19 protein-coding genes are annotated in these 19,034 nt (G+C 72.7%); 9 read left to right on the top strand and 10 right to left on the bottom strand.

Features of this window, described 5'->3' with window-relative positions; genetic code table 11:
- The 4 genes from ACFVQG_RS22270 to ACFVQG_RS22255 form a co-directional block, all read right to left on the bottom strand.
- The coding region (locus tag ACFVQG_RS22270) for a beta-ketoacyl synthase N-terminal-like domain-containing protein (protein ID WP_383386024.1) at positions 1-3,983 on the bottom strand (3,983 nt) is incomplete at its 3' end.
- 39 nt (positions 3,984-4,022) lie between these two features.
- The gene (locus tag ACFVQG_RS22265; protein ID WP_383386021.1) at positions 4,023-4,931 is read right to left on the bottom strand and encodes an alpha/beta fold hydrolase; all 909 of its coding nucleotides are present in this window, start codon (positions 4,929-4,931) and stop codon (positions 4,023-4,025) included.
- Entirely contained in the window at positions 4,915-5,181 is a 267-nt protein-coding gene (locus ACFVQG_RS22260) for an acyl carrier protein (protein ID WP_383386018.1), read from the bottom strand. Before ACFVQG_RS22260 ends, ACFVQG_RS22265 begins: the two co-directional genes overlap by 17 nt.
- Before the next feature lie 29 nt (positions 5,182-5,210).
- Positions 5,211-6,509 carry an NAD(P)/FAD-dependent oxidoreductase gene (locus ACFVQG_RS22255; protein ID WP_383386016.1) on the bottom strand — a complete coding sequence of 433 codons (1,299 nt, stop codon included), beginning with the start codon at positions 6,507-6,509 and terminating at the stop codon, positions 5,211-5,213.
- 321 nt (positions 6,510-6,830) lie between these two features.
- Between ACFVQG_RS22255 and ACFVQG_RS22250 the strand changes: the two genes are divergently transcribed.
- Genes ACFVQG_RS22250 through ACFVQG_RS22240 form a run of 3 tightly spaced genes read left to right on the top strand, consistent with a single transcriptional unit; the run spans position 6,831 to position 9,183 of the window.
- On the top strand, positions 6,831-7,259 hold the full coding sequence (locus tag ACFVQG_RS22250) for a DUF3291 domain-containing protein (RefSeq protein ID WP_383386013.1): 429 nt from the start codon (positions 6,831-6,833) through the stop codon (positions 7,257-7,259).
- On the top strand, positions 7,256-8,779 hold the full coding sequence (locus ACFVQG_RS22245) for an MFS transporter (RefSeq protein WP_383386010.1): 1,524 nt from the start codon (positions 7,256-7,258) through the stop codon (positions 8,777-8,779). The genes ACFVQG_RS22250 and ACFVQG_RS22245 overlap by 4 nt, the downstream gene beginning before the upstream one ends.
- Before the next feature lie 8 nt (positions 8,780-8,787).
- Positions 8,788-9,183 carry a YchJ family protein gene (locus tag ACFVQG_RS22240; RefSeq protein ID WP_383386006.1) on the top strand — a complete coding sequence of 132 codons (396 nt, stop codon included), beginning with the start codon at positions 8,788-8,790 and terminating at the stop codon, positions 9,181-9,183.
- Positions 9,184-9,189: 6 nt separating this feature from the next.
- On the opposite strand, the gene ACFVQG_RS22235 is transcribed toward ACFVQG_RS22240, so the two are convergent.
- Positions 9,190-9,891: a FadR/GntR family transcriptional regulator gene (locus ACFVQG_RS22235; protein ID WP_383386004.1), complete on the bottom strand. Its 702-nt coding sequence runs from the start codon at positions 9,889-9,891 to the stop codon at positions 9,190-9,192.
- A gap of 143 nt (positions 9,892-10,034) precedes the next feature.
- On the opposite strand from ACFVQG_RS22235, the gene ACFVQG_RS22230 reads away from it, so the two are divergent.
- Positions 10,035-10,544 (top strand): gluconokinase, encoded by a 510-nt coding sequence (locus tag ACFVQG_RS22230; protein ID WP_383386001.1) that lies wholly within the window; start codon positions 10,035-10,037, stop codon positions 10,542-10,544.
- A gap of 79 nt (positions 10,545-10,623) precedes the next feature.
- Positions 10,624-12,021, top strand: coding sequence for a gluconate:H+ symporter (locus ACFVQG_RS22225; protein WP_383385998.1), 1,398 nt, complete (start codon positions 10,624-10,626; stop codon positions 12,019-12,021).
- Here the strand turns inward: ACFVQG_RS22225 and ACFVQG_RS22220 are convergent.
- The 4 genes from ACFVQG_RS22220 to ACFVQG_RS22205 all read right to left on the bottom strand — a co-directional run bounded on the left by ACFVQG_RS22220 (position 12,018) and on the right by ACFVQG_RS22205 (position 16,043).
- Positions 12,018-12,686 (bottom strand): cytochrome b/b6 domain-containing protein, encoded by a 669-nt coding sequence (locus ACFVQG_RS22220; protein ID WP_383385995.1) that lies wholly within the window; start codon positions 12,684-12,686, stop codon positions 12,018-12,020. The two genes, ACFVQG_RS22225 and ACFVQG_RS22220, sit on opposite strands and share 4 nt — an antisense overlap.
- Positions 12,670-13,395, bottom strand: a complete 726-nt coding sequence (locus ACFVQG_RS22215) for a molybdopterin-dependent oxidoreductase (protein WP_383385992.1) — start codon at positions 13,393-13,395, stop codon at positions 12,670-12,672. Before ACFVQG_RS22215 ends, ACFVQG_RS22220 begins: the two co-directional genes overlap by 17 nt.
- 85 nt (positions 13,396-13,480) lie before the next feature.
- Positions 13,481-15,028, bottom strand: a complete 1,548-nt coding sequence (locus tag ACFVQG_RS22210) for an APC family permease (protein ID WP_383385989.1) — start codon at positions 15,026-15,028, stop codon at positions 13,481-13,483.
- 67 nt (positions 15,029-15,095) lie between these two features.
- Positions 15,096-16,043 (bottom strand): hypothetical protein, encoded by a 948-nt coding sequence (locus tag ACFVQG_RS22205; protein ID WP_383385981.1) that lies wholly within the window; start codon positions 16,041-16,043, stop codon positions 15,096-15,098.
- Between the two features lie 217 nt (positions 16,044-16,260).
- Here ACFVQG_RS22205 and ACFVQG_RS22200 point away from each other — a divergent pair, with 217 nt between their 5' ends.
- Genes ACFVQG_RS22200 through ACFVQG_RS22190 form a run of 3 tightly spaced genes read left to right on the top strand, consistent with a single transcriptional unit; the run spans position 16,261 to position 17,517 of the window.
- Positions 16,261-16,794 carry an NUDIX hydrolase gene (locus ACFVQG_RS22200; protein ID WP_383385979.1) on the top strand — a complete coding sequence of 178 codons (534 nt, stop codon included), beginning with the start codon at positions 16,261-16,263 and terminating at the stop codon, positions 16,792-16,794.
- A gap of 10 nt (positions 16,795-16,804) precedes the next feature.
- Positions 16,805-17,197: a YidH family protein gene (locus ACFVQG_RS22195; RefSeq protein WP_383385974.1), complete on the top strand. Its 393-nt coding sequence runs from the start codon at positions 16,805-16,807 to the stop codon at positions 17,195-17,197.
- The gene (locus ACFVQG_RS22190; RefSeq protein ID WP_383385971.1) at positions 17,185-17,517 is read left to right on the top strand and encodes a DUF202 domain-containing protein; all 333 of its coding nucleotides are present in this window, start codon (positions 17,185-17,187) and stop codon (positions 17,515-17,517) included. Before ACFVQG_RS22195 ends, ACFVQG_RS22190 begins: the two co-directional genes overlap by 13 nt.
- Before the next feature lie 6 nt (positions 17,518-17,523).
- Here ACFVQG_RS22190 and ACFVQG_RS22185 read toward each other — a convergent pair whose 3' ends face one another.
- On the bottom strand, positions 17,524-18,468 hold the full coding sequence (locus ACFVQG_RS22185) for an NADP-dependent oxidoreductase (protein ID WP_383385969.1): 945 nt from the start codon (positions 18,466-18,468) through the stop codon (positions 17,524-17,526).
- A 128-nt stretch (positions 18,469-18,596) separates the two neighbouring features.
- Here ACFVQG_RS22185 and ACFVQG_RS22180 point away from each other — a divergent pair, with 128 nt between their 5' ends.
- Positions 18,597-18,896, top strand: coding sequence for a hypothetical protein (locus ACFVQG_RS22180; protein WP_383385966.1), 300 nt, complete (start codon positions 18,597-18,599; stop codon positions 18,894-18,896).
- The last annotated feature ends 138 nt before the right edge of the window (positions 18,897-19,034 follow it).

Genomic DNA, 19,034 nt, shown 5'->3' with positions numbered 1-19,034 from the left:
ACGTCCATCGACGGCTCCAGCATCTCCACCGGATAGCCGGTCTTCTCCGCCACCGCACCCAGCAACGCGTCCATCACCTCAGCGGAGGCGGAGGCGGAGGCGGAGGCGGGAGCGGGGGCAGGCTCAAGCTCAGGGGCGGGCTCCGGCGCAGGGGCGGGTGCGGACTCGACGGACACCGTCGACGCGAGGAAGCCCGCGATGTCCTCCAACGTCCGCAACTCGGCCAGCCGCTCCGGGTCCACGTCCTCGGACACCGGATACGACTCCTGCAAGGCTCCAAGGATCTGCACCCGCTTGATCGAGTCGATCCCGAGGTCCGCCTCCACGTCCATCGACGGCTCCAGCATCTCCACCGGATAGCCGGTCTTCTCCGCCACCGCACCCAGCAACGCGTCCATCACCTCAGCGGAGGCGGAGGCAGAGGCGGGAGCGGGGGCAGGCTCAAGCTCAGGGGCGGGCTCAGGGGCGGGCTCCGGCGCAGGCTCGGGTGCGGACTCGACGGACACCGTCGACGCGAGGAAGCCCGCGATGTCCTCCAACGTCCGCAACTCCGCCAGCCGCTCCGGATCCACGTCCTCCGACACCGGATACGACTCCTGCAACGCACCAAGAATCTGCACCCGCTTGATCGAGTCGATCCCGAGATCCGCCTCCACATCCATCGACGGCTCCAGCATCTCCACCGGATAGCCGGTCTTCTCCGCCACCGCACCCAGCAACGCACCCATCACCTCAGCGGAGGCGGAGGCGGGAGCGGGAGCAGGAGCAGGCTCAAGCTCAGGGGCGGGCTCAGGGGCAGGCTCGGGGGCAGACTCAGGCACCGCCACAGTCACCCGCTCCTCCCGCTCCTCCCGCTCCTCCCGCTCCACCCGCTCCACCCGCTCCTCCCGCTCCACCCGCTCGTCCCCCCGTAACGCATCCACCAACAACCGCGTCGACCGCTCGTGCGCCGCCCCGATCCGCGTGCCGTGCTCCCGGATGATGCGCAGGGCCGCCTCGGTGTCGGGGTGGGTGCCGGAGCGCAGGGAGTCCTCCAGGGCGCGGAGGGAGGCGTGGACGGTGTCGGCGTGGGCGGTGAGGATTTCCGCCTGGAGGCCGAGGCCCTCGCGGAGGACGGACTCGACGGGGTCGGAGCCGTTGGGGCTCGCGCTGGTCAGGGTCACGGGCTCCGCGAGTGCCGCGCGGTAGGCGGAACGGCGTTCGTCGGTGACGTAGTTGATGCCGCGCAGGGGGATGTTGAGGCCCTTGCGGGCCGGGGGTGCCGGGCGCGGGGCGGTGTAGGTGTCGATGCCGGTGACGGGGAGGCCCAGGACGGCGAGTTCCACGGCCGCGCGTTTCAGGGCGATCTCGCTGTCCTTGGAGGGGCCACCGTCGACGGCGAGGGTCACCACGTCGGCGCGGCCTTCGAGGATGCGGTCGATCAGGTCGGTCAGCACCCGCCTGGGGCCGAACTCGACGAAGACGCGGAACCCGTCGGCGTACATGCGCTCGATGCCGGAGACGAAGTCGACGGGCTGGAGGAGCTGGTCGACGAGGGTGCGCCGGTTGGCGGCGGCGTCGGTGCCGTAGGCGGCGCCGGGGGTGTTGGCGTAGACGGGGATCGTCGGAGTGCCGAGGCCGGTGCGCTCGACCGCGTCGCGGAAGGCGTCGGCGGCGTGGGCGACGAAGCCGGTGTGGAAGGCGGCGGAGACGGGCAGCCGCTTGGCGGGCACGCGGCGGCCGGAGGCGTCGGCGACGAGCCGTTCGATCTCCTCGGTGGGGCCGCCCACGACGATCTGGCCGGGGGCGTTGATGTTGCAGATGGCGACGTTGCGGTAGGTGGCGACCAGGCCCTGGACGTCGGTGAGGGAGGCCCGGATGGCGGCCATGGCGCCGGGGTCGAAGTCGGCGGGCGCGTGTTCGGGCGGGGCCATGGCGAGGCCGCGGGCGCGGGCGAGTTCCGCGAACCGGTCGTCGTCGAGGGCACCGGCGGCCCACAGGGCGGTGAGTTCGCCGAAGCTGTGGCCGATGGCGCCGTCCGGGCGGAAGCCGAGCCCGTGCAGCCAGGTGTACTGGCCGGAGGCGAGCGCGCCGATGGCGGGCTGGGCGAAGTCGGTGCGGCGCAGCGCCGCCTCCTGTTCGCGGCGGGTGGCGTCGGTGAACGGCGGCGGCGGGAAGACCGTACGGGCGAGGGTGCCGGGGCCGTGGGTGAGCCGGTTGGCGCGGTCGAAGGCGGCGCGCAGCGGGGGCACGGCCAGTGCCGCCTGGCGGCCCATTCCGACGTACTGGCTGCCCTGTCCGGCGAAGACGGCGGCGGTCTTCGCGTCCTTGGGGAGGGCGGTACGGCGGTAGGTGATGCCCTTGGGGTGCTGCCAGGCGTCGGCGTCGGTGCGGGCGCGCAGCAGTTCGACGGCGGTGTGGCGTAGTTCGGTGAACTCCTCGGCGGTGCGGGCGACGATGCCGACGCGGGCGTCGCCCTCGGGTATCGGGCCGGAGTCGGCGGGGGCGGCGCCGTTGTCGATGCGGGCGGCGAGCGCCTCGGGTCCGGCGGCGTGCCACAGGCCCCAGTGGGCGGTGGGACCGAGGATCTCGGTGGTGGTGGGGTCGTGCTCCTCGAGGACCATGTGGAAGTTGGTGCCGCCGAAGCCGAAGGAGGACACGGCGGCGCGGCGGGTGCCGCGGTCGGGGTCGAGGATCCAGGGGCGGGCCTCGGTGTTGACGTAGAAGGGGGTGCTGGCGGGGTCGACGGCGGCGCTGGGGGCGTCGACGTTGATGGTGGGCGGCAGCACCTTCTGGTGCAGGGCGAGGGAGAGCTTGATGAGGCTGGCGGCGCCCGCGGCGGCCTTGGTGTGCCCGATCTGGGACTTGACGCTGCCGATGGCGGCGTAGCCGTGGTCGTCGGTGCCTTCCGAGACGACCGAGGACAGGGCGGTCAGTTCGGTGTGGTCGCCGACCGCGGTGCCGGTGCCGTGGGCCTCGAAGAGTTCGATGGCGCCGACGGGGACGTCCGCGTCCTCGTAGGCGCGGCGCAGGGCGAGTTGCTGGCCCTCGGCTCGGGGGGCGTAGATGCTCTTGAAGCGGCCGTCGCTGGAGCTGCCGATGCCGCGCAGGACGGAGTAGATCCGGTCGCCGTCGCGTTCGGCGTCGGCGAGGCGTTTGAGGGCGAGCATGCCGATGCCCTCGCCGATGAGGGTGCCGTCGGCGGACTCGTCGAAGGGCCGGATGAGCTGGCTCCTGGAGAACGCCGGTGTCTTGCTGAAGCACAGGTACATCAGGATGGTGTTCTCGGCGTCGCAGCCGCCGGTGAGCATGAGGTCGGCGCGGCCCTCGATGAGTTCGCTGACGGCGAGCTTGACGGCGGCGAGGGAGCTGGCGCAGGCGGCGTCGACGGTGCAGTTGGTGCCGCCGAGGTCGAGGCGGTTGGCGATGCGTCCGGCGACGACGTTGCCGAGCATGCCGGGGAAGCTGTTCTCCTCCCAGGGGATGTACGCCTTCTTGAACCGTTCGGCGATCTCCTCGGCGTCCTGCTCGCTCAGGCCGACACTGCGCACGACCTCTTTGAGGACGGGTGTCTGGAGGCGGGCGGACAGCGGCTGGGTGAGGGAGTTGGCGCCGGTGACGCCGAGGACGACGCCGGTGCGGGAGGCGTCGTACCAGCTCGCGCCGTCGGCTCCGGCGTCGCGCAGGACGTCGCGGGCGACGGTGAGGGAGAGCAGTTGGAGGATGTCGGTGACCTCGAGGGTGTTGGGCGGCAGCCCGAACTCCATCGGGTTGAAGGCGGTCTCGGGGAGGAAGCCGCCGCGCCGGACGTAGGTCCTGTCCTCGGCGGCGGGGTCGGGGTCGTAGTAGTCGTCGGGGTTCCAGTGGGAGGCGGGGACGTCCTCGATGCAGTCCGCGGCCCGGACGATGTTGTCCCAGAACTCGCGCAGGTCGCGTGACTTGGGGAAGAGGCCTGCCAACCCGACGATCGCGATCGGTGTCTCGGCCAGACGTGAGTGCTGCACGATGGTCCTCCGGATGTCCTTGCGGTGCTGCGCGTCGGGTCAGTTGCCGTGCGGGACCGCGGTGAGCAGGTCGGCGAGGGCGGCCGTGGTCCGCGGTTGCTGGAGCATCGTGTAGTGGTCGCCGGGGACGGCCAGGTGCCGCAGTGGGCGCCCGCTGAGTTCGCCCCAGCCGAGGTCGTGGCTGTCGGGCAGGAGGGAGCGCTCGGGGGCGACGACGGTGACGGTGCGGTCCAGCGGGGCGGGCAGATAACCGGCGGTGCACCGGTTGTTGCGGACGAGCCCGGCGTGGAAGGCGCCGTAGAGCTTGCGCATCCCGGCCGGTTCGGTACCGGCGGGCAGCACGCCCTGCGCGACGGCGGCGGCGAGCAGGGCGTCCAGGTCCTTCAGCGCGGCGGCGTCAGTGCGCAGGCGGTGGCCGCGCCGGGCGCCCAGGTACATCGCGAACCAGTCGAGCAGCATGGCGGGCGTGAGCGCGTCGTCGGGCCGCTGGAAGGCGGCGACGGGTGCGATGGAGTCGAGCACGACGAGCGCCTCCAGCCGGTCGCCGCGCCCTTCGGTGTCGAGCCGGGCGGCGATCTCGTAGCCGACGACCCCGCCGAAGGACCAGCCGACCAGCGCGAAGGGCCGCTCGGTCAGTCCGGCCGCGGTCAGTTCGAGCAGACAGCGGTCGGCGAGCTGCCGGACACTGGGCACGGGCGCCGTCGGGTCGAGGCCCGCGGTGACGTACTCGGGCACGGACCCGAGGTCGCACAGGGACAGCCCCGTGGGCAGCCGTTCGGCCAGCGGCTGCCAGACGGTCGCGGGCAGCGCGCCGGGGTGCACGGCGACGACGACCCGGGCACCCGGCTCCTCCGCCAGCCGGGTGCCCCCCTCCTGCGCCGACCGCAGCGCGGTCAGCAAGGCCCGTGGCGCGGGCCTGCGGGGTGTCGTGTCAGGCCGGGGTGACATGCCGGTCGCTCTCCTCGGCGATGTGCTCGGACAGGGCGGCGATGGTGGGGTGGTACCAGAGGGCGGTGGCCTCCAGTTCGAAGCCGAGCCATTTCTCCAGCTCGCCCGCGAGGATCAGCGCCTCCGTCGAGTCGAGGTCGAACTCGTCGAAGTAGCGCTCCGCGTCGATCTGGTCCTGGTCGACCCCGAGCCGGATGGCGAGCTTCTCGACCAGCCAGGCCCTGGCCTCTTCGGCGGTGACGCGCTGCATGGAGGGTTCCTCTCAGTTCGGTCGGTACGTCAGTGCTGCGTGGCCCGCATCTCGCGGGTGACGGCCTCGGCCGCCTTGCGCCCGGAGACGAATCCGGCCTCGTGGGAGCCGATGAGGTCGACGCCGATGCGCGGGGCGTGGAAGTAGGAACCGGCCAGTTTGATCCGGCCGCCCGGGGCGTTGACGTCGTAGACGGTGCGCTGCATGGCGCGCACGCCGAGGTCGATGACGGGGTGCGTGAACGGCAGCTCGCGCACGACGAGTTCGTCCCGGGGGACGATCGGTGAGTCCAGGGTGACGAAGTAGTCGTGCCGGGCGGTGAAGCCCTGGAGGGCGTTCATGTAGTAGGCGACCCAGGTGCGGGGACGGCCGTCGACGGTCTTCAGGCCGTAGTTCCAGCTCTGCCAGCGCTCCCGGCGCGGCGGCATCGCGGCGGGGTCGGTGTGCAGGACGGCCCGGGTGGAGCTGTAGCGGACCTTGCCGAGGATCTCGGCCTGGAGCGGGGTGGGGTCCGCCAGCAGGGCGAGGGACTGGTCGGCGTGCGTGGCGAGTACGGCGTGGTCGTAGCGCTCCTCGCCGTCGGCGGTGGCGACGAGGACCGTGCCGTCCGGGTCCTGCCGTACGCGGGTGACGGGGCTGGAGGTACGCACGGTGCCGTGGAGACCGGCGACGACCCGGCGGACGTACTCGACGCTGCCGCCGCCCACCGTCTTCCAGGCCACCGAGCGCCCGCCGAGTCCGCCGGGGTCGTGGGACATGAAGAAGGCGATGACCGTGGTGGCGGGCATCTCCCAGATCAGTTCCGCGGGCACCGACCAGACGGCGGTGGCGAGCAGGACGACGTACCCGTACTTGAAGGCGTCGCTGTAGCCGCCGCGGTCCAGGTACTCGCCCAGGGAGAGGTCGGTGCGTTTGCGCAGGAAGTCACGGGGGGCCTCGCGGTGGAAGCGTTCGGCGTCCCGCCACAGGGTGAGGAAGTCGGCCGGGTAGCGGGCGGCGATCTCGTCCTCGGTGAGTTCGAACTCGGCGGTGCCGTAGTCGAGCCCGCGGTCCAGGTCGAAGAAGTCGAAGCCGCCGGTGTGGTCGAGGGCCCTCACCCCGAGCTTCTCGAAGAACGCGGTGAGTTCGGGGTAGGTCCGGGAGTTGAACACCACGAAGGCCGTGTCGACGCCGATGGTCCGGCCGTCCTCGTCGACCTCGACGGTGTGGGCGTGGCCGCCGGGCCGGTCCTGGCTCTCGTACACGGTGACCTCGGCGTCGTCCGGCAGGTGGTACGCGGCGGAGAGTCCGGCGATTCCGGCTCCGACGACTGCGACACGGGTGGTCATGGCAGGGCTGCACCTCGACTCGAACGGTCTCGAACGGCCTCGAAGGGTTCTGGCCCGCCACTCATCCGGCGGACGGCGCTCGAGAAACGTAGGGTCGGCGCGAAATCGTGGTCAATCGGCCCATCGGCGGGGCGACTTGGCCGATCGAAGGCTTCGATGCGCTGGGGCGCGGGTGTCCGGATCCGGCCATCCGGGGCCTCCGTGAGCCCGGCCCTGCCGGGAACTGACGACCCGTCAGGCCTTTCGGTCCCCCGCGGGTGTCCGGATCGCCTTCCGCGCCGACTCTTACCCCCTGGGACCGTCTACGAGGGGAGCACCTCCATGCCCACGATTCCCTGGCTGCCCGGTGCCGACAAGGCCACGGCCCCGGCACCCGGCGGCTCCGCCACGGCGGTGGTGATGGCGTCCCGGCTGGAGCTGAGGTCGCTGCTGAGCGTGCCGCGGTTCTTCGTGCTGTCGCTGGTCATCCTGCGGCAGGTGCGCGCGGCCGAGGGGTCGATCGGGGTGTCCCTGCGGGCGGAGCCGCTGAAGCGGACGTTCTGGACGCTGTCGGCCTGGCGGGACCAGCGGTCCCTGGACGCCTTCGCCCGGACCGACCCGCACGCGGTGAGCGTGCGGCGGCTGCGGCCCGGCATGAAGCGCGCGCTGTTCGTCTTCTGGCGCACCGGGCACGACCAGTTGCCGGTCAGCTGGGACGACGCCCGCCGTCGCCTCGCCGAGCAGGCCGAGCGGGAGGCCCCGGCCGCATGACCGAGACCGCCGCCTCCCCCGCCACACCGGTCGTTCCGCACGCCCGGCTGGTGCTGCTGGCCGCCTGCCTCGGGCTGTTCATGTCGTTCGTCGAGGTCACGGCGGCCATCTCCACACTGCGCGCCCTCCAGGTCGACATGGGTGTGGCGCCCGCCGACCTGAGCTGGGTGTCCAGCACGTACACGCTCGTGGTCGCGGCCTGTGTGCTGTCGGGCGGTGCGCTGGGCGAACGGTACGGGCGGCGCCGGGTGTTCCTGACCGGGGTCGTCCTGCTCGCGGCGGGTTCGCTGGTGGTGGCGGTGGCGGACGGCTATCCGCAGGTGCTGCTCGGCCGGGGCATCAGCGGGCTGGGCGGCGCCCTGGTGCTGCCGACCTCGCTGGCCCTGATCACGACCACGTTCTTCGTGGACCTGCCGCGCATGCTGCGGTTCATCGCCGTGTGGGTGTCGGTCTCCGGCATCGGCCTGGCCGTGGGCCCGCTGCTCGGCGGGCTGCTGCTCGAGGTGTCGGGCTGGCGGGCGGTGTACCTGGTGAACACCCCGCTCGCGGTCGTCACCGTGCTGGTCACCCTGCGCGCGGTGACCGAGTCCCGGGTGCCGGACCGCCCGCTGGACCTGGCGGGCCAGCTCTGGGCGGTGCTCGGGCTGTCGACGCTGGTCTACGGCATCGCGGTGGGCGGCCGGAACGGCTACGACGACCCGCGGGTGATCGCGGTCCTCGCGGTGGCCGCCGTCGCCCTGGCCGCGCTGGTGCGCACCGAGCGCCGTACGGCCGTCCCGATGCTGGACGTCCGGATGATGCGCGACGTCCGGTACGCGGCGGCCCTGTGCGTCGCGGCGGCCTCGCTGTTCGTGTTCGTCGGCGTGGTCTTCGTGGAGGTGCTGTTCCTGCAACGGGTGCGGGGCCTCGGACCGCTCGGCACCGGCATACGGCTGCTGCCCGCGATGCTCGGCTTCGTGGCGGCCACGTTCCTCGCGCAGCGCCTGGCGGGCCGGGTGCGCGCGGGACGGCTGCTGGCCGCCGGTTCGCTGGTCACCACCGGCGCCGCCCTGGTGCTGCTGCTCCAGCGGCCGGACGGCTCCTACGCGGTGACCGCGCTGGGTCTGGCGCTGGTGGGCACGGGCAGCGGGCTGGTCGTCGCACCGTCCACGAACGCGGCCTTCGAGGTCGTCGACGGGGCGCGGATGGGTCAGGCGTCCTCGGCGGTGACGGCGTTCCGGCAGATCGGCTCCGTCCTCGCGACCTCGGTACTGGGCGCCGTCCTCGCCCTGCGCTTCCTCGGCACGCTGCCGGGCAGGCTCGACGCCGAGGGCGTGGCCGGTCCGGTGGCCGACCGGGTGGTGGACGTGGCCCGGGACGGGGGCGGCACCGGCGCCACCGCCTCCCCCGCGCCGATCACCGACGCCGTACGGGACGCCTTCACCACCGGCGTGCACAGCGCCCTGTGGGTGGTCGCGGGCGTCGCCTGCGCCGCCGCCGTGCTGGCCTGGACGCTGCTGGCGGTCCGGCGCCCGGAATAATGCGGGGCATGTCCCGTCGCCGTACCCCCGCACGCACCACCGCCGCCTGCCCGTGCGGACTCCCCGAGCCGTACGAGAAGTGCTGCGCCCGCTACCACTCGGGTGCCGCCGCGCCGACCGCCGAGGCGCTGATGCGGTCGCGGTACACCGCCTTCGTACGCGGCGACACGGCGTATCTGCTGCGGACCTGGCACCCGCGCACCCGTCCCGGGCAGCTCGACCTCGACCCCGGGACGCGGTGGACGGGGCTGGAGATCCTGGACACCGGCGACGGTTCCGCCTTCCACACCACGGGCACGGTGACCTTCCGCGCGTCCTTCCGCGGCGGCGCCCTGCACGAGCGCAGCCGCTTCGAGCGGGTGGACGGGGCGTGGGTGTACGTGGACGGCGACTTCCTGGAGTGAGGGCCGCTACGGCGCCAGGATGTCCAGTTCCTCCAGGGCGCCCAGCGTGATCTGACGGGTCAGCTCCTCGGCGCGGACCGCGTCGCGGGCGCGGACGGCCTCGGCGACCTGGACGTGCAGGGTGACGGCGGCCGGGTCGGGGTCCTCGAACATGACGTCGTGATGGGTGCGGCCCGCGAGGACCTCGGCGACGACGTCGCCGAGCCGGGCGAACATCTCGTTGCCGGAGGCGTTGAGGATCACCCGGTGGAACGCCACGTCGTGGAAGAGGTAGCCCTCCAGCCGGTGGCCGCGTGAGTTGGCGACCATGCCGAGGGCGCATTCGGTGAGTTCCGCGCACTGCTCGGCGGTGGCGTTCCGCGCGGCGAGTGCGGCGGCGACCGGTTCGACCGCCGAGCGCAGCACGGTGAGCGAGCGCAACTGGCGGGGGCGGTCGGCTCCGGCCAGGCGCCAGCGGATGACCTGGGGGTCGTAGACGTTCCACTCGCGGGCGGGCAGGACGGTGACGCCGACGCGGCGGCGGGATTCGACCAGGTGCATGGACTCCAGCACCCGCACCGCCTCGCGCATCACGGACCGTGACACATCGAAGCGCTGGGCGAGTTCGTCGGTACGCAACACGCTGCCCGGTGGGTACTCCCCCGCGGTGATCTCGGGGCCGAGGGTGTCCAGTACCTGGCCGTGCAGCCCCCGGCCCATTGTGCTCATGCACTCAGCGTACGGGGGACGTCACCGGAATAAAAAGTCAGACTTATATGTCACAGGGTCTTGAATTCGTCGTACCTAATGCGTTTCAGTGTGGCCGACGTCAGATGTCGGCGTCGGATGTCGAGGAAGACAGCGAGGCAGTGATGCGTACCCCCCACGTCGTCGTGGTCATGGGCGTCGCCGGAACGGGCAAGACCACCATCGGTCCCCTGCTCGCCGCCCGGCTGGGTGTCCCCTATGCCGAGGGTGACGACTTCCACCCGCCCGCCAACATCGCCAAGATGACGGCCGGCACCCCGCTCGACGACGAGGACAGGTGGCCCTGGCTGGACGCCATCGGCGCCTGGGCGCACGGGCGGACCGGGCTCGGCGGAGTGGTCAGCAGTTCCGCGCTCAAGCGCGCCTACCGCGACCGGCTGCGGGCCGCCGCCCCCGGCGTGGTGTTCGTGCACCTCACCGGCGACCGGGAGCTGATCGAGGAGCGGATGCGGCAGCGTCAGGGCCACTTCATGCCCACCGCCCTCCTCGACTCGCAGTTCGCCACGCTCCAGCCCCTGCAGGCCGACGAGGCGGGTGTCGCGGTGGACGTCTCCGGCGCCCCCGAGGAGATCACCGCCCGGGCCATGGCCGCGCTGGAAGCCCTCGCTCCGTAAGCCGGATTCCCCCCGCCCCCCACCCCCACACCCCACCCCCCACATCTCTCCCTCCCCTCCCCACTCCCAAGGAACCCCCGTGTCCAGACTCAGCGTCGAGATGCTGGCAGCGGACCCCGTCGAGCCGATCACCTCGGCCGGTCATGCCCAGCTGGGCATCGCCGTCCTCGCGGGCATCGCCGTCATCGTCCTGCTCATCACCAAGTTCAAGCTCCACGCCTTCCTGTCGCTGACCATCGGGTCCCTGGCGCTCGGCGCGTTCGCGGGTGCCCCGCTGGACAAGGTCATCGCCAGCTTCACCACCGGACTCGGCTCCACCGTCGCGGGCGTCGGCGTGCTGATCGCGCTGGGCGCGATCCTCGGCAAGATGCTCGCCGACTCCGGCGGCGCCGACCAGGTCGTCGACACGATCCTCGCCAGGGCGAGCGGCCGTGCGATGCCCTGGGCGATGGTCCTGATCGCCTCGGTGATCGGTCTGCCGCTGTTCTTCGAGGTCGGCGTCGTCCTGCTGATCCCCGTCGTGCTGATGGTCGCCAAGCGTGGCAACTACTCCCTCATGCGGATCGGCATCCCGGCCCTCGCGGGCCTGTCCGTGATGCACGGCCTGGTGCCGCCGCACCCCGGCCCGCTGGTCGCCATCGACGCGGTCGGCGCCGACCTGGGCGTGACGCTGGCGCTGGGTGTGCTGGTCGCCATCCCGACCGTGGTCATCGCCGGACCGGTGTTCTCCCGGTACGCCGCCCGCTGGGTGGACGTCCCCGCGCCCGACAAGATGATTCCCCAGCGCGCCTCCGAGGAGCTGGAGAAGCGTCCGGGCTTCGGCGCCACGCTGATCACCATCATGCTGCCGGTCATCCTGATGCTGTCCAAGGCGCTCGTGGACATCGTCATAGACGACCCCGAGAACACCGTGCAGCGGGTCTTCGACGTCATCGGCTCCCCGATGATCGCCCTGCTCGCCGCCGTGCTGCTCGGCATCTTCACGCTGCTGCGGCCCGCCGGGTTCGCCAAGGAGCGGGTCTCGCAGCTGGTCGAGAAGGGCCTCGCGCCGATCGCGGGCATCCTGCTGATCGTCGGCGCGGGCGGCGGCTTCAAGCAGACGCTGATCGACTCCGGCGTGGGTCAGATGATCCTGGAGATCTCCGAGGACTGGTCGATCCCGGCGCTGCTGCTGGCCTGGCTGATCGCGGTGGCGATCCGGCTGGCGACCGGTTCGGCGACCGTGGCCACCGTCTCGGCGGCCGGTCTGGTCGCGCCCCTCGCGGCCGACATGTCGACCACGCACGCCGCCCTGCTGGTGCTGGCCATCGGCGCCGGTTCGCTTTTCTTCAGCCATGTGAACGACGCCGGGTTCTGGCTGGTGAAGGAGTACTTCGGCCTGAACGTCGGCCAGACCATCAAGACCTGGTCGGTGATGGAGACGATCATCTCGGTGGTCGCGGGCGCGTTCGTCCTGCTGCTGTCGTTGGTCATCTAGCGGCGCGGTACGGCCTTCGGGAGCGGTTCACCCTCGGGTGGGCCGCTCCCGTCGTCCGCGGGGCGCCACAGCCCGTGCTCCCGCTCGGCCCACGCCCGGCTCACCGAGCCCGTGCGCATCCCGCGGCGGGCCTCCGGGTCGGCGACGGCCAGGGTGATGTGACCGGCGAGGACGATGCCCATGACGAGGGCCAGCCAGTCGTGCACGAAGGTCGCGCTGGTGCGCCAGACCAGCGGGGTGAGATGGGTGAACCACATGACGAGGCCGGTGCCGAGCATGACGATCGCGGCCCCGGCGATCCAGGACGCGTAGAGCTTCTGCCCGGCGTTGAACTTGCCGGCGGGCCGTGCCTCGGCGCGCCGGTCGCGGCGCAGGACCGCGCGCAGCCAGACCCGGTCGTGCCGTCCGAAGCGGTTCAGCAGGCCGAGGTCGGCCCGCAGGGCGCGGGAGGCCAGGCCCAGCAGGACGGGCACCGGCAGGGCAAGCCCGGACCACTCGTGCAGCGCCACCACCAGGGCGCGGCGGCCGACGAGTTGGGCGAGCTGGGGGACGTAGAGGCAGGCGGCCGTCACCACGCACACGATCATCAGCGTGGCGGTCGTGCGGTGGACCCAGCGTGGGGTGCGGCCGAAGCGGCGGACGCGGGTGTCAGGTGGTGGGCTCATCGTCCCGTCCGTTCGAGCGGCCCACCCAGGCGTCGACGTCGTAGCCGCGTTCCTCCCAGTAGCCGGGGCGGACGTCCTCGGTGAGGGTGATGCCGGAGAGCCACTTGGCGGACTTGTAGAAGTACATGGGGGCCACGTAGAGGCGTACGGGGCCGCCGTGGGCGTGGCCGAGGTCCTCGTCCTGCATGCGCAGGGCGACCAGGACGTCCGCGCGGCGGGCCTGGTCGAGGGTGAGGCTCTCGGAGTAGGTGCCGTCGAAGCAGGTGAAGCGCACCGCCCCGGCTGTCGGCCGCACCCCCGCGGCGTCCAACAGCCGGGACAGGCGTACCCCTTCGAAGGGGGTGCCGGGCACCCGCCAGCCGGTCACGCACTGCACGTCGCGGACCAGGCGGGTCTGGGGCAGGGCCCTGAGGTCGGCCAGGGTGTAGGTGGTGGGGCGGTCGACCAGGCCGTCCACGGTGAGGCGGTAGCTGGTGGCGTCCTTGCGGGGCACGGAGGAGGTCACCGAGTAGTAGCGGAAGCCGCCGCCGCCCGGCAGCAGGCCGGTCAGGCCGGTGGGGTCCTTGTCGGCGGCGGCGCCGAGGAAGGAATCCAGGCCGCGTTGCAGGGTGGGCGCGGCGAGCACGGTCAGCGCGCCCAGGCCGAGGGTGCCGAGGAGGACGCGGCGGCCGACCGGTGGGCCGCCGGTCTCCGGCTGTTCGGGGTTCACGCGTTCATTCGAGCACCCGCGGCCCCGGGAGGGCCAGGGTCCGCGGGTGCCCGTCAGCGTTCCGTAAGCAGTCGCGCCGTTTCGGTCAGTCGGCGGTCTCCGCCGCCTTCTCCAGCTGGAACGCCTCGTTGCCGAGCCCGATCCGGGCGTGCACCTCGGGTCGGCGGGAGCGCAGCAGCGCGCCCTGGGCCAGGCCCGTGACGAGGGCGGCGCCGATGACGGCGGGGAGCAGCCAGTTCAGGACGGAGTCGCCGCCCGCGCCGATCAGCACGTCGAAGTCCCTGACGGTGTAGCCGATGATGAACAGCAGCCCGACGAGGGCGAGTCCGGAGGCGGCCAGCCGCCACAGCTGGGCGCCCGCGGCGCCGCGCCGGACGAAGAAGACGATCACGGAGACGGACGCGATGGCCATCAGGACGGCCACGCCGAGCGCGCCCAGGTTGCCCATCCAGGTGAACAGCCGCAGCACGGGCGCGGTCGGGTCGCCCACCGGGCCGTCGTCGGTGACCGCGAAGGCTGCGATCACCACGACGGAGATCACCGTCTGCAGCAGGGAGCCGGTGCCGGGTGCGCCGCTGGCGCTGCTGGTGCGGCCGAACGCGGCGGGCAGCAGGCCCTCGCGGCCCATCGCGAAGGCGTAGCGGGCGACGACGTTGTGGAAGCTGAGCATCGCCGCGAACATGCCGGTCACGAACAGGATGTGCAGGACGTCGGTGAAGGTCTCGCCGAGCAGGTCGCCGGTGAGGAAGAACAGCAGTCCGGCGCTCTGGTCCTGGGCGGTGCCGACGATGGCGGCGGGGCCGGTGGCGACGGTGAGCGCCCAGCAGCTGATGGTGTAGAAGACGGCGATGCCGCCGATGGCGAGGAACATCACCCGGGGCACCAGCACGTCGGGGCGGCTGGTCTCCTCGGCGTAGACGGGGGCCTGTTCGAAGCCGAGGAAGGCGGCGACGCAGAAGCACAGGGCGGTGCCGATGCCCGCGCCGGTGAGGGTGTCGGGGTTGAAGGCGTGCAGGGACAGGCCCTCGGGGCCCGGGTCCGAGAGGGCGGCGACGTCGAAGATGACGACGAGGACGACCTCGATGAGCAGCAGGACGCCCAGCACGCGCGCGTTGAGGTCGATCTTCAGCCAGCCGAGCGCGCCGACGGCGAGCGCGGCCAGCAGCGCCGGTATCCACCAGGCCAGTTCGGTGTCCAGGTAGGTGGCGGAGAGTCCGGACACCTCGAAGCCGAAGATGCCGTAGATGCCGACCTGGAGGGCGCTGTAGGCGACCAGCGCGACCAGGGCGGCGCCCGCGCCCGCGGTGCCGCCGAGGCCGCGGGAGATGTACGCGTAGAAGGCGCCCGCGTTGTGGACGTGGCGGCTCATCTCGGCGTAGCCGACGCTGAAGAGGGCGAGCACGGCGGCGAGGATCACGAACAGCAGCGGCTGCCCGACGATGCCCATCACCCCGAACGTCGTGGGCATGACACCAGCGACCACCATCAGGGGCGCGGTCGCGGCGAGCACCGACAGCAGCAGGCCCCAGGTGCCCAGCCGGTCGGCGCGCAGGGCGCGGTCCTGTCCCTTGAAGGTGCTGATGCCGTCGCGTTCGGCGGTGGGTCTGCTCGTACTCGAACTGCCCGTCGTCATGAGGGGTCGGTCCTTTCGGGAGGCGGCTGTCGGGGGCTGGGGTGGGGCTTTCCTGGCACGTGCGGGGTCAGGCCGTGCCGAGCGCGCGGTCGCGGGCGGCACGGAAGGCGGCGAGGGGGTCCCGGTCGGGGTAGGACCAGGGTTGCGGCGTCAGGTGGTCGCCGATGCGGTGGAACAGGGCGGCGGCCTCGGCGCCGCGGCCCTCGCAGACCTTGGCGTGGGCGAGGTAGTTGAGGTCGACCAGGCGGCGGGGGTGGCCCTCGTGCTCCCACTCCAGCCACCAGTCGAAGGCGGCCTTCATCACCTGCCGGGCGCGGCGGCCGGTCCAGTGCCCGGAGGCGACCGGGTCGGCGGGCTCGAACCCGGCGCCCGCGAGCACCCGGTAGCGCTCGGCGTGCGCGATCACCGGGAGGATCGCCAGCGGCGAGTCGGCGGGGGCCTGTTCGGCGGCCCAGGCGGCGAAGTCGTAGGCCTCGTGCAGCGGGTCGGGCCCGGCGTCCGCACGGTGTTCGGCGAGGCGGGCGACCAGCAGGTGGTGGGCGTGGTGGTGGTCGGGGTAGCGGGCCCGCACCTGCTCGAAGGTGCGCACGACGACGTCCTGTCCGCCGAGGGCGCGCTCCAGCATCAGCAGGCCCAGCAGGGGCGTCGGGTCGGCGGGGGCCAGGGCGGCGGCGGCCCGGCAGGCCTCGCGGGCGCGGTCCGGCTTCTCCTTGCCGCGCAGGGCGCGCTCCGCCTGGGCCACGGCGAGCAGCACGGTGGCGTCGGCGGAGTCGGGTTCGGCGAGCAGCCACTCACGCGCCCAGGCGACGGTGTACGGCTCCTGGGCGAGGACGGTGACGCGGTGGCCGCGGCGGTCCCAGTCGTCGCCGGTGCGGGCGAGCAGTGCGCGGACGGGCTGCCACCGGCCCTGGGCGAGTGCGGTGCGCGCGGCGCCGAGTTCGGCGTCGTCGAGAGCCGCGTCGAAGGCCTGGGCCGCGCGTCTGCGGCCGCGGCCGAGGGGCGGGGGTGGGGGCACCTCGGTACTACCTCGGGACTTGCCTCGGGACTGTGCTCGGCATCTGCGGAGACGACGGCGGGCCACGTGGTCACCGGGCCGCCATCGATCGATCACGCACAGCCAACCCCCACCCCATGCCCAGCGTCAAGTGCCATCGAGACATGACACGCGTCAACCTGACTGTGAGCAGCGGGAGTTGATGAACGGCTGTACCACTCCTGGTTGGATGGAGCCCATGAACGCCACGCCGCCCACGAACCCCGCCGACGAGATCCTCGACGTCGTCGACGAGCAGGACCGCGTCATCGGGCGGGCGCCGCGCGGCCGGGTCTACTCCGAGGGACTGCGCCACCGCTGTGTCTTCATCCAGGCCCGCAACGCGCGGGGCCACGTCTTCGTGCACCGCCGCACCGCGACCAAGCTGGTCTTCCCGGCCCTCTACGACATGTTCGTGGGCGGTGTCGTGGGCGCGGGCGAGACCTACGACGACGCCGCCCTGCGCGAGGCCGAGGAGGAACTGGGGGTGTCCGGGCTGCCGGAGCCGGAGTTCCTGTTCAAGTTCCTCTACGACGGCGGCGCCGGGCGCGCCTGGTGGTCGGCGGTGTACGAGGTCCGCTGCGACCTGCCGGTCAGTCCGCAGGTGGAGGAGGTGGCCTGGCACGCCTTCCTGCCCGAGGAGGAGCTGGAGCGGCGGCTGCCGCAGTGGGAGTGGGTGCCCGACGGCCTGGCGGCGTACCGGCGACTGAGGGCCCGGACCACGGGCGGGTAGGGTCCTGAGCGTGATCGCATTCGTACGGAACGTCCGGCTGTGGTTCGCGCCCGAGCGGATCCGGGACGAGGGCGCCACGCCCGACTACCGGTTCTCGCTCGCGAACGAGCGTACGTTCCTGGCCTGGCTGCGGACCTCGCTCGCGCTGATCGGCGGCGGGTTCGCGGTGGACCAGTTCCTGCCGGACCTCAACCGGGGCTGGCGGATCGGGCTGGCCCTGGCCCTGCTCGCGGCGGGCGTGCTGTGCTCGCTGCGCGCGGTCAACCACTGGCTGCGCTGTGAGCGGGCCATGCGCCGGGGCGAGGACCTGCCGGTGTCCCGGTTCCCGGCGCTGCTCAGCGTCGTGGTGGCGGTGGTGGCCCTCGCGATGGTCGTGATCGTGCTCGTCGGATGGGAAGGGTGAGCGGCACCACCGCCGACGCGCGCGACCCGGGGCTCCAGCCGGAGCGCACCAGGCTCGCGTGGCGGCGTACGACGCTGGCGGGCACCGTCGCCGCCGTCCTCGCCGTACGGACCTCGCTGAACGGCGGCTCCACCGCCGTCGGGGCGGTGGCCGCGGCCCTGTGCCTGGCGCTGTGGCTGGGACTGCTGCTGGTCGCGCACCGCCGTATCCGGACCCTGTCCGCGACCGCCCGCCCGGCCCCGCTCAGCCCCCGGCACGCCGCGGTGGCCGCGCTGTGCACGGTGGCGCTGGCGGTGTGTGCGGCGGCGCTGCTTTTCTGACGTCCCTCAGAGCCCCGCCTCCTCCCAGTCCACCGTCACCACCAGCTTCCCCCGCGTCCGCCCTTCCTGGATGCTGCGGTAGGCGTCGGCCGCGCGCTCCAGGGGATACGTCTGCGACACATGGACGGAGATCGCGCCCTGCTCGGCGAGTTCCGTGAGGTGCCGCAGGTCCCCGGCGTCGGGGCGGACGAAGTAGTAGTGGCCGCCGTAGTCGACCACCTCCGGGTCGGCGACGGAGACCAGCCGTCCCTCCGGGGCCAGCAGGTTCGCGGAGACCTTGGTCGTGTCGCCGCCGACGGTGTCGAAGGCGGCGTCCACGCCCTCCGGCGCCAGTCCGCGCACCCGCTCCGCGAGCCCCTCGCCGTAGGTCACCGGCTCCCCGCCCAGCGCGCGGACGAAGTCGTGGTTGGCCTCGCTGGCGGTGCCGATCACCCGGGCGCCGAGATGGCGGCCGAGCTGCACGGCGAGGGAGCCGACGCCACCGGCGGCGGCGTGCACGAGCACCGTCTCGCCGCGCTTGACCTCGAGCCGCTTGACCAGCACCTGGTAGGCGGTGAGGCCGGTCAGCGGCAGCCCGGCGGCCTCCTCGAAGCCGAGGTTGCGCGGCTTGCGGGCGAGGGTGCGCACGGGGGCGGCGACGTACTCGGCGAGGGTGCCGCGGGACAGGAAGTCCTCGCGGACGTAGCCGATGACCTCGTCCCCGACGCCGAACTCGGTGACGGCCACACCCGGCCGCACCACCACGCCCGACACGTCCCAGCCGGGGATGACGGGGAAGACGGTGTCGAGGAGGCCGTCCATGTACCCCTCGCGGCACTTCCAGTCGACGGGGTTGACGCCCGCGGCCCGCACCTTCACCAGGACGGCGTCCGGGCCGACCTTGGGCTCGGGCCGCACGCCGTACTCCAGCACCTCGGGTCCGCCGTACCGGCTGTAGCTGATCGCCTTCATGCCACCGACCCTCCGGGGTACCCGGACGCCACGCAACCGGGACGACCCGATACGGGCCGTTCGCGTGGCGGCCAGGCCGCACCCGGCCCAGGATCGTCCTGACCGCACCCGCACCGAAGGTGAGCACCATGACCACGATGCAGCACCAGGAACACACCGCCCACTCCCACGCCCACGGCCCCGGCTGCGGGCACACCGAGGTCCCGCACGGCGACCACGTCGACTACGCGCACGACGGCCATCTGCACCGGGAGCACGGCGGCCACTGGGACGAGTGCGAGCCCGGCGGGCACACCGCCCACGGCGGCCACGAGCACCGGCACGGCGAAGGATGCGGGCACGCGCGCGTGCGCCACGGCGACCACGTCGACTACCTCCACGACGGCCACCGGCACGCCGAGCACGCGGACCACTGGGACGACCACTGACCGACCCGTACGCCGACGGCTCCCCGCTCTGCCGCGGGGAGCCGTCGGCGTACGGTGGCACCGATCACGTTGGGCCCCGCCTCTGGACGGCATACCGACCGGTCGGCATCATGGTCACGTCCCGTCAACGCGTCCGTA

It is taken from the genome of Streptomyces sp. NPDC057877 (assembly GCF_042796855.1).
Classification (GTDB): Bacteria; Actinomycetota; Actinomycetes; order Streptomycetales; family Streptomycetaceae; genus Streptomyces.
Note: the sequence above shows the minus strand (reverse complement) of the source record. Positions and strands in the feature narration are given on the sequence as shown.

Coding starts and splice junctions, on each gene's coding strand:
- ACFVQG_RS22265 (WP_383386021.1), bottom strand. CDS start 4,931: ATGTCACCCCGGCCTGACACGACACCCCGCAGGCCCGCGCCACGGGCC.
- ACFVQG_RS22260 (WP_383386018.1), bottom strand. CDS start 5,181: ATGCAGCGCGTCACCGCCGAAGAGGCCAGGGCCTGGCTGGTCGAGAAG.
- ACFVQG_RS22255 (WP_383386016.1), bottom strand. CDS start 6,509: ATGACCACCCGTGTCGCAGTCGTCGGAGCCGGAATCGCCGGACTCTCC.
- ACFVQG_RS22250 (WP_383386013.1), top strand. CDS start 6,831: ATGCCCACGATTCCCTGGCTGCCCGGTGCCGACAAGGCCACGGCCCCG.
- ACFVQG_RS22245 (WP_383386010.1), top strand. CDS start 7,256: ATGACCGAGACCGCCGCCTCCCCCGCCACACCGGTCGTTCCGCACGCC.
- ACFVQG_RS22240 (WP_383386006.1), top strand. CDS start 8,788: ATGTCCCGTCGCCGTACCCCCGCACGCACCACCGCCGCCTGCCCGTGC.
- ACFVQG_RS22235 (WP_383386004.1), bottom strand. CDS start 9,891: ATGAGCACAATGGGCCGGGGGCTGCACGGCCAGGTACTGGACACCCTC.
- ACFVQG_RS22230 (WP_383386001.1), top strand. CDS start 10,035: ATGCGTACCCCCCACGTCGTCGTGGTCATGGGCGTCGCCGGAACGGGC.
- ACFVQG_RS22220 (WP_383385995.1), bottom strand. CDS start 12,686: ATGAGCCCACCACCTGACACCCGCGTCCGCCGCTTCGGCCGCACCCCA.
- ACFVQG_RS22210 (WP_383385989.1), bottom strand. CDS start 15,028: ATGACGACGGGCAGTTCGAGTACGAGCAGACCCACCGCCGAACGCGAC.
- ACFVQG_RS22200 (WP_383385979.1), top strand. CDS start 16,261: ATGAACGCCACGCCGCCCACGAACCCCGCCGACGAGATCCTCGACGTC.
- ACFVQG_RS22190 (WP_383385971.1), top strand. CDS start 17,185: ATGGGAAGGGTGAGCGGCACCACCGCCGACGCGCGCGACCCGGGGCTC.
- ACFVQG_RS22185 (WP_383385969.1), bottom strand. CDS start 18,468: ATGAAGGCGATCAGCTACAGCCGGTACGGCGGACCCGAGGTGCTGGAG.
- ACFVQG_RS22180 (WP_383385966.1), top strand. CDS start 18,597: ATGACCACGATGCAGCACCAGGAACACACCGCCCACTCCCACGCCCAC.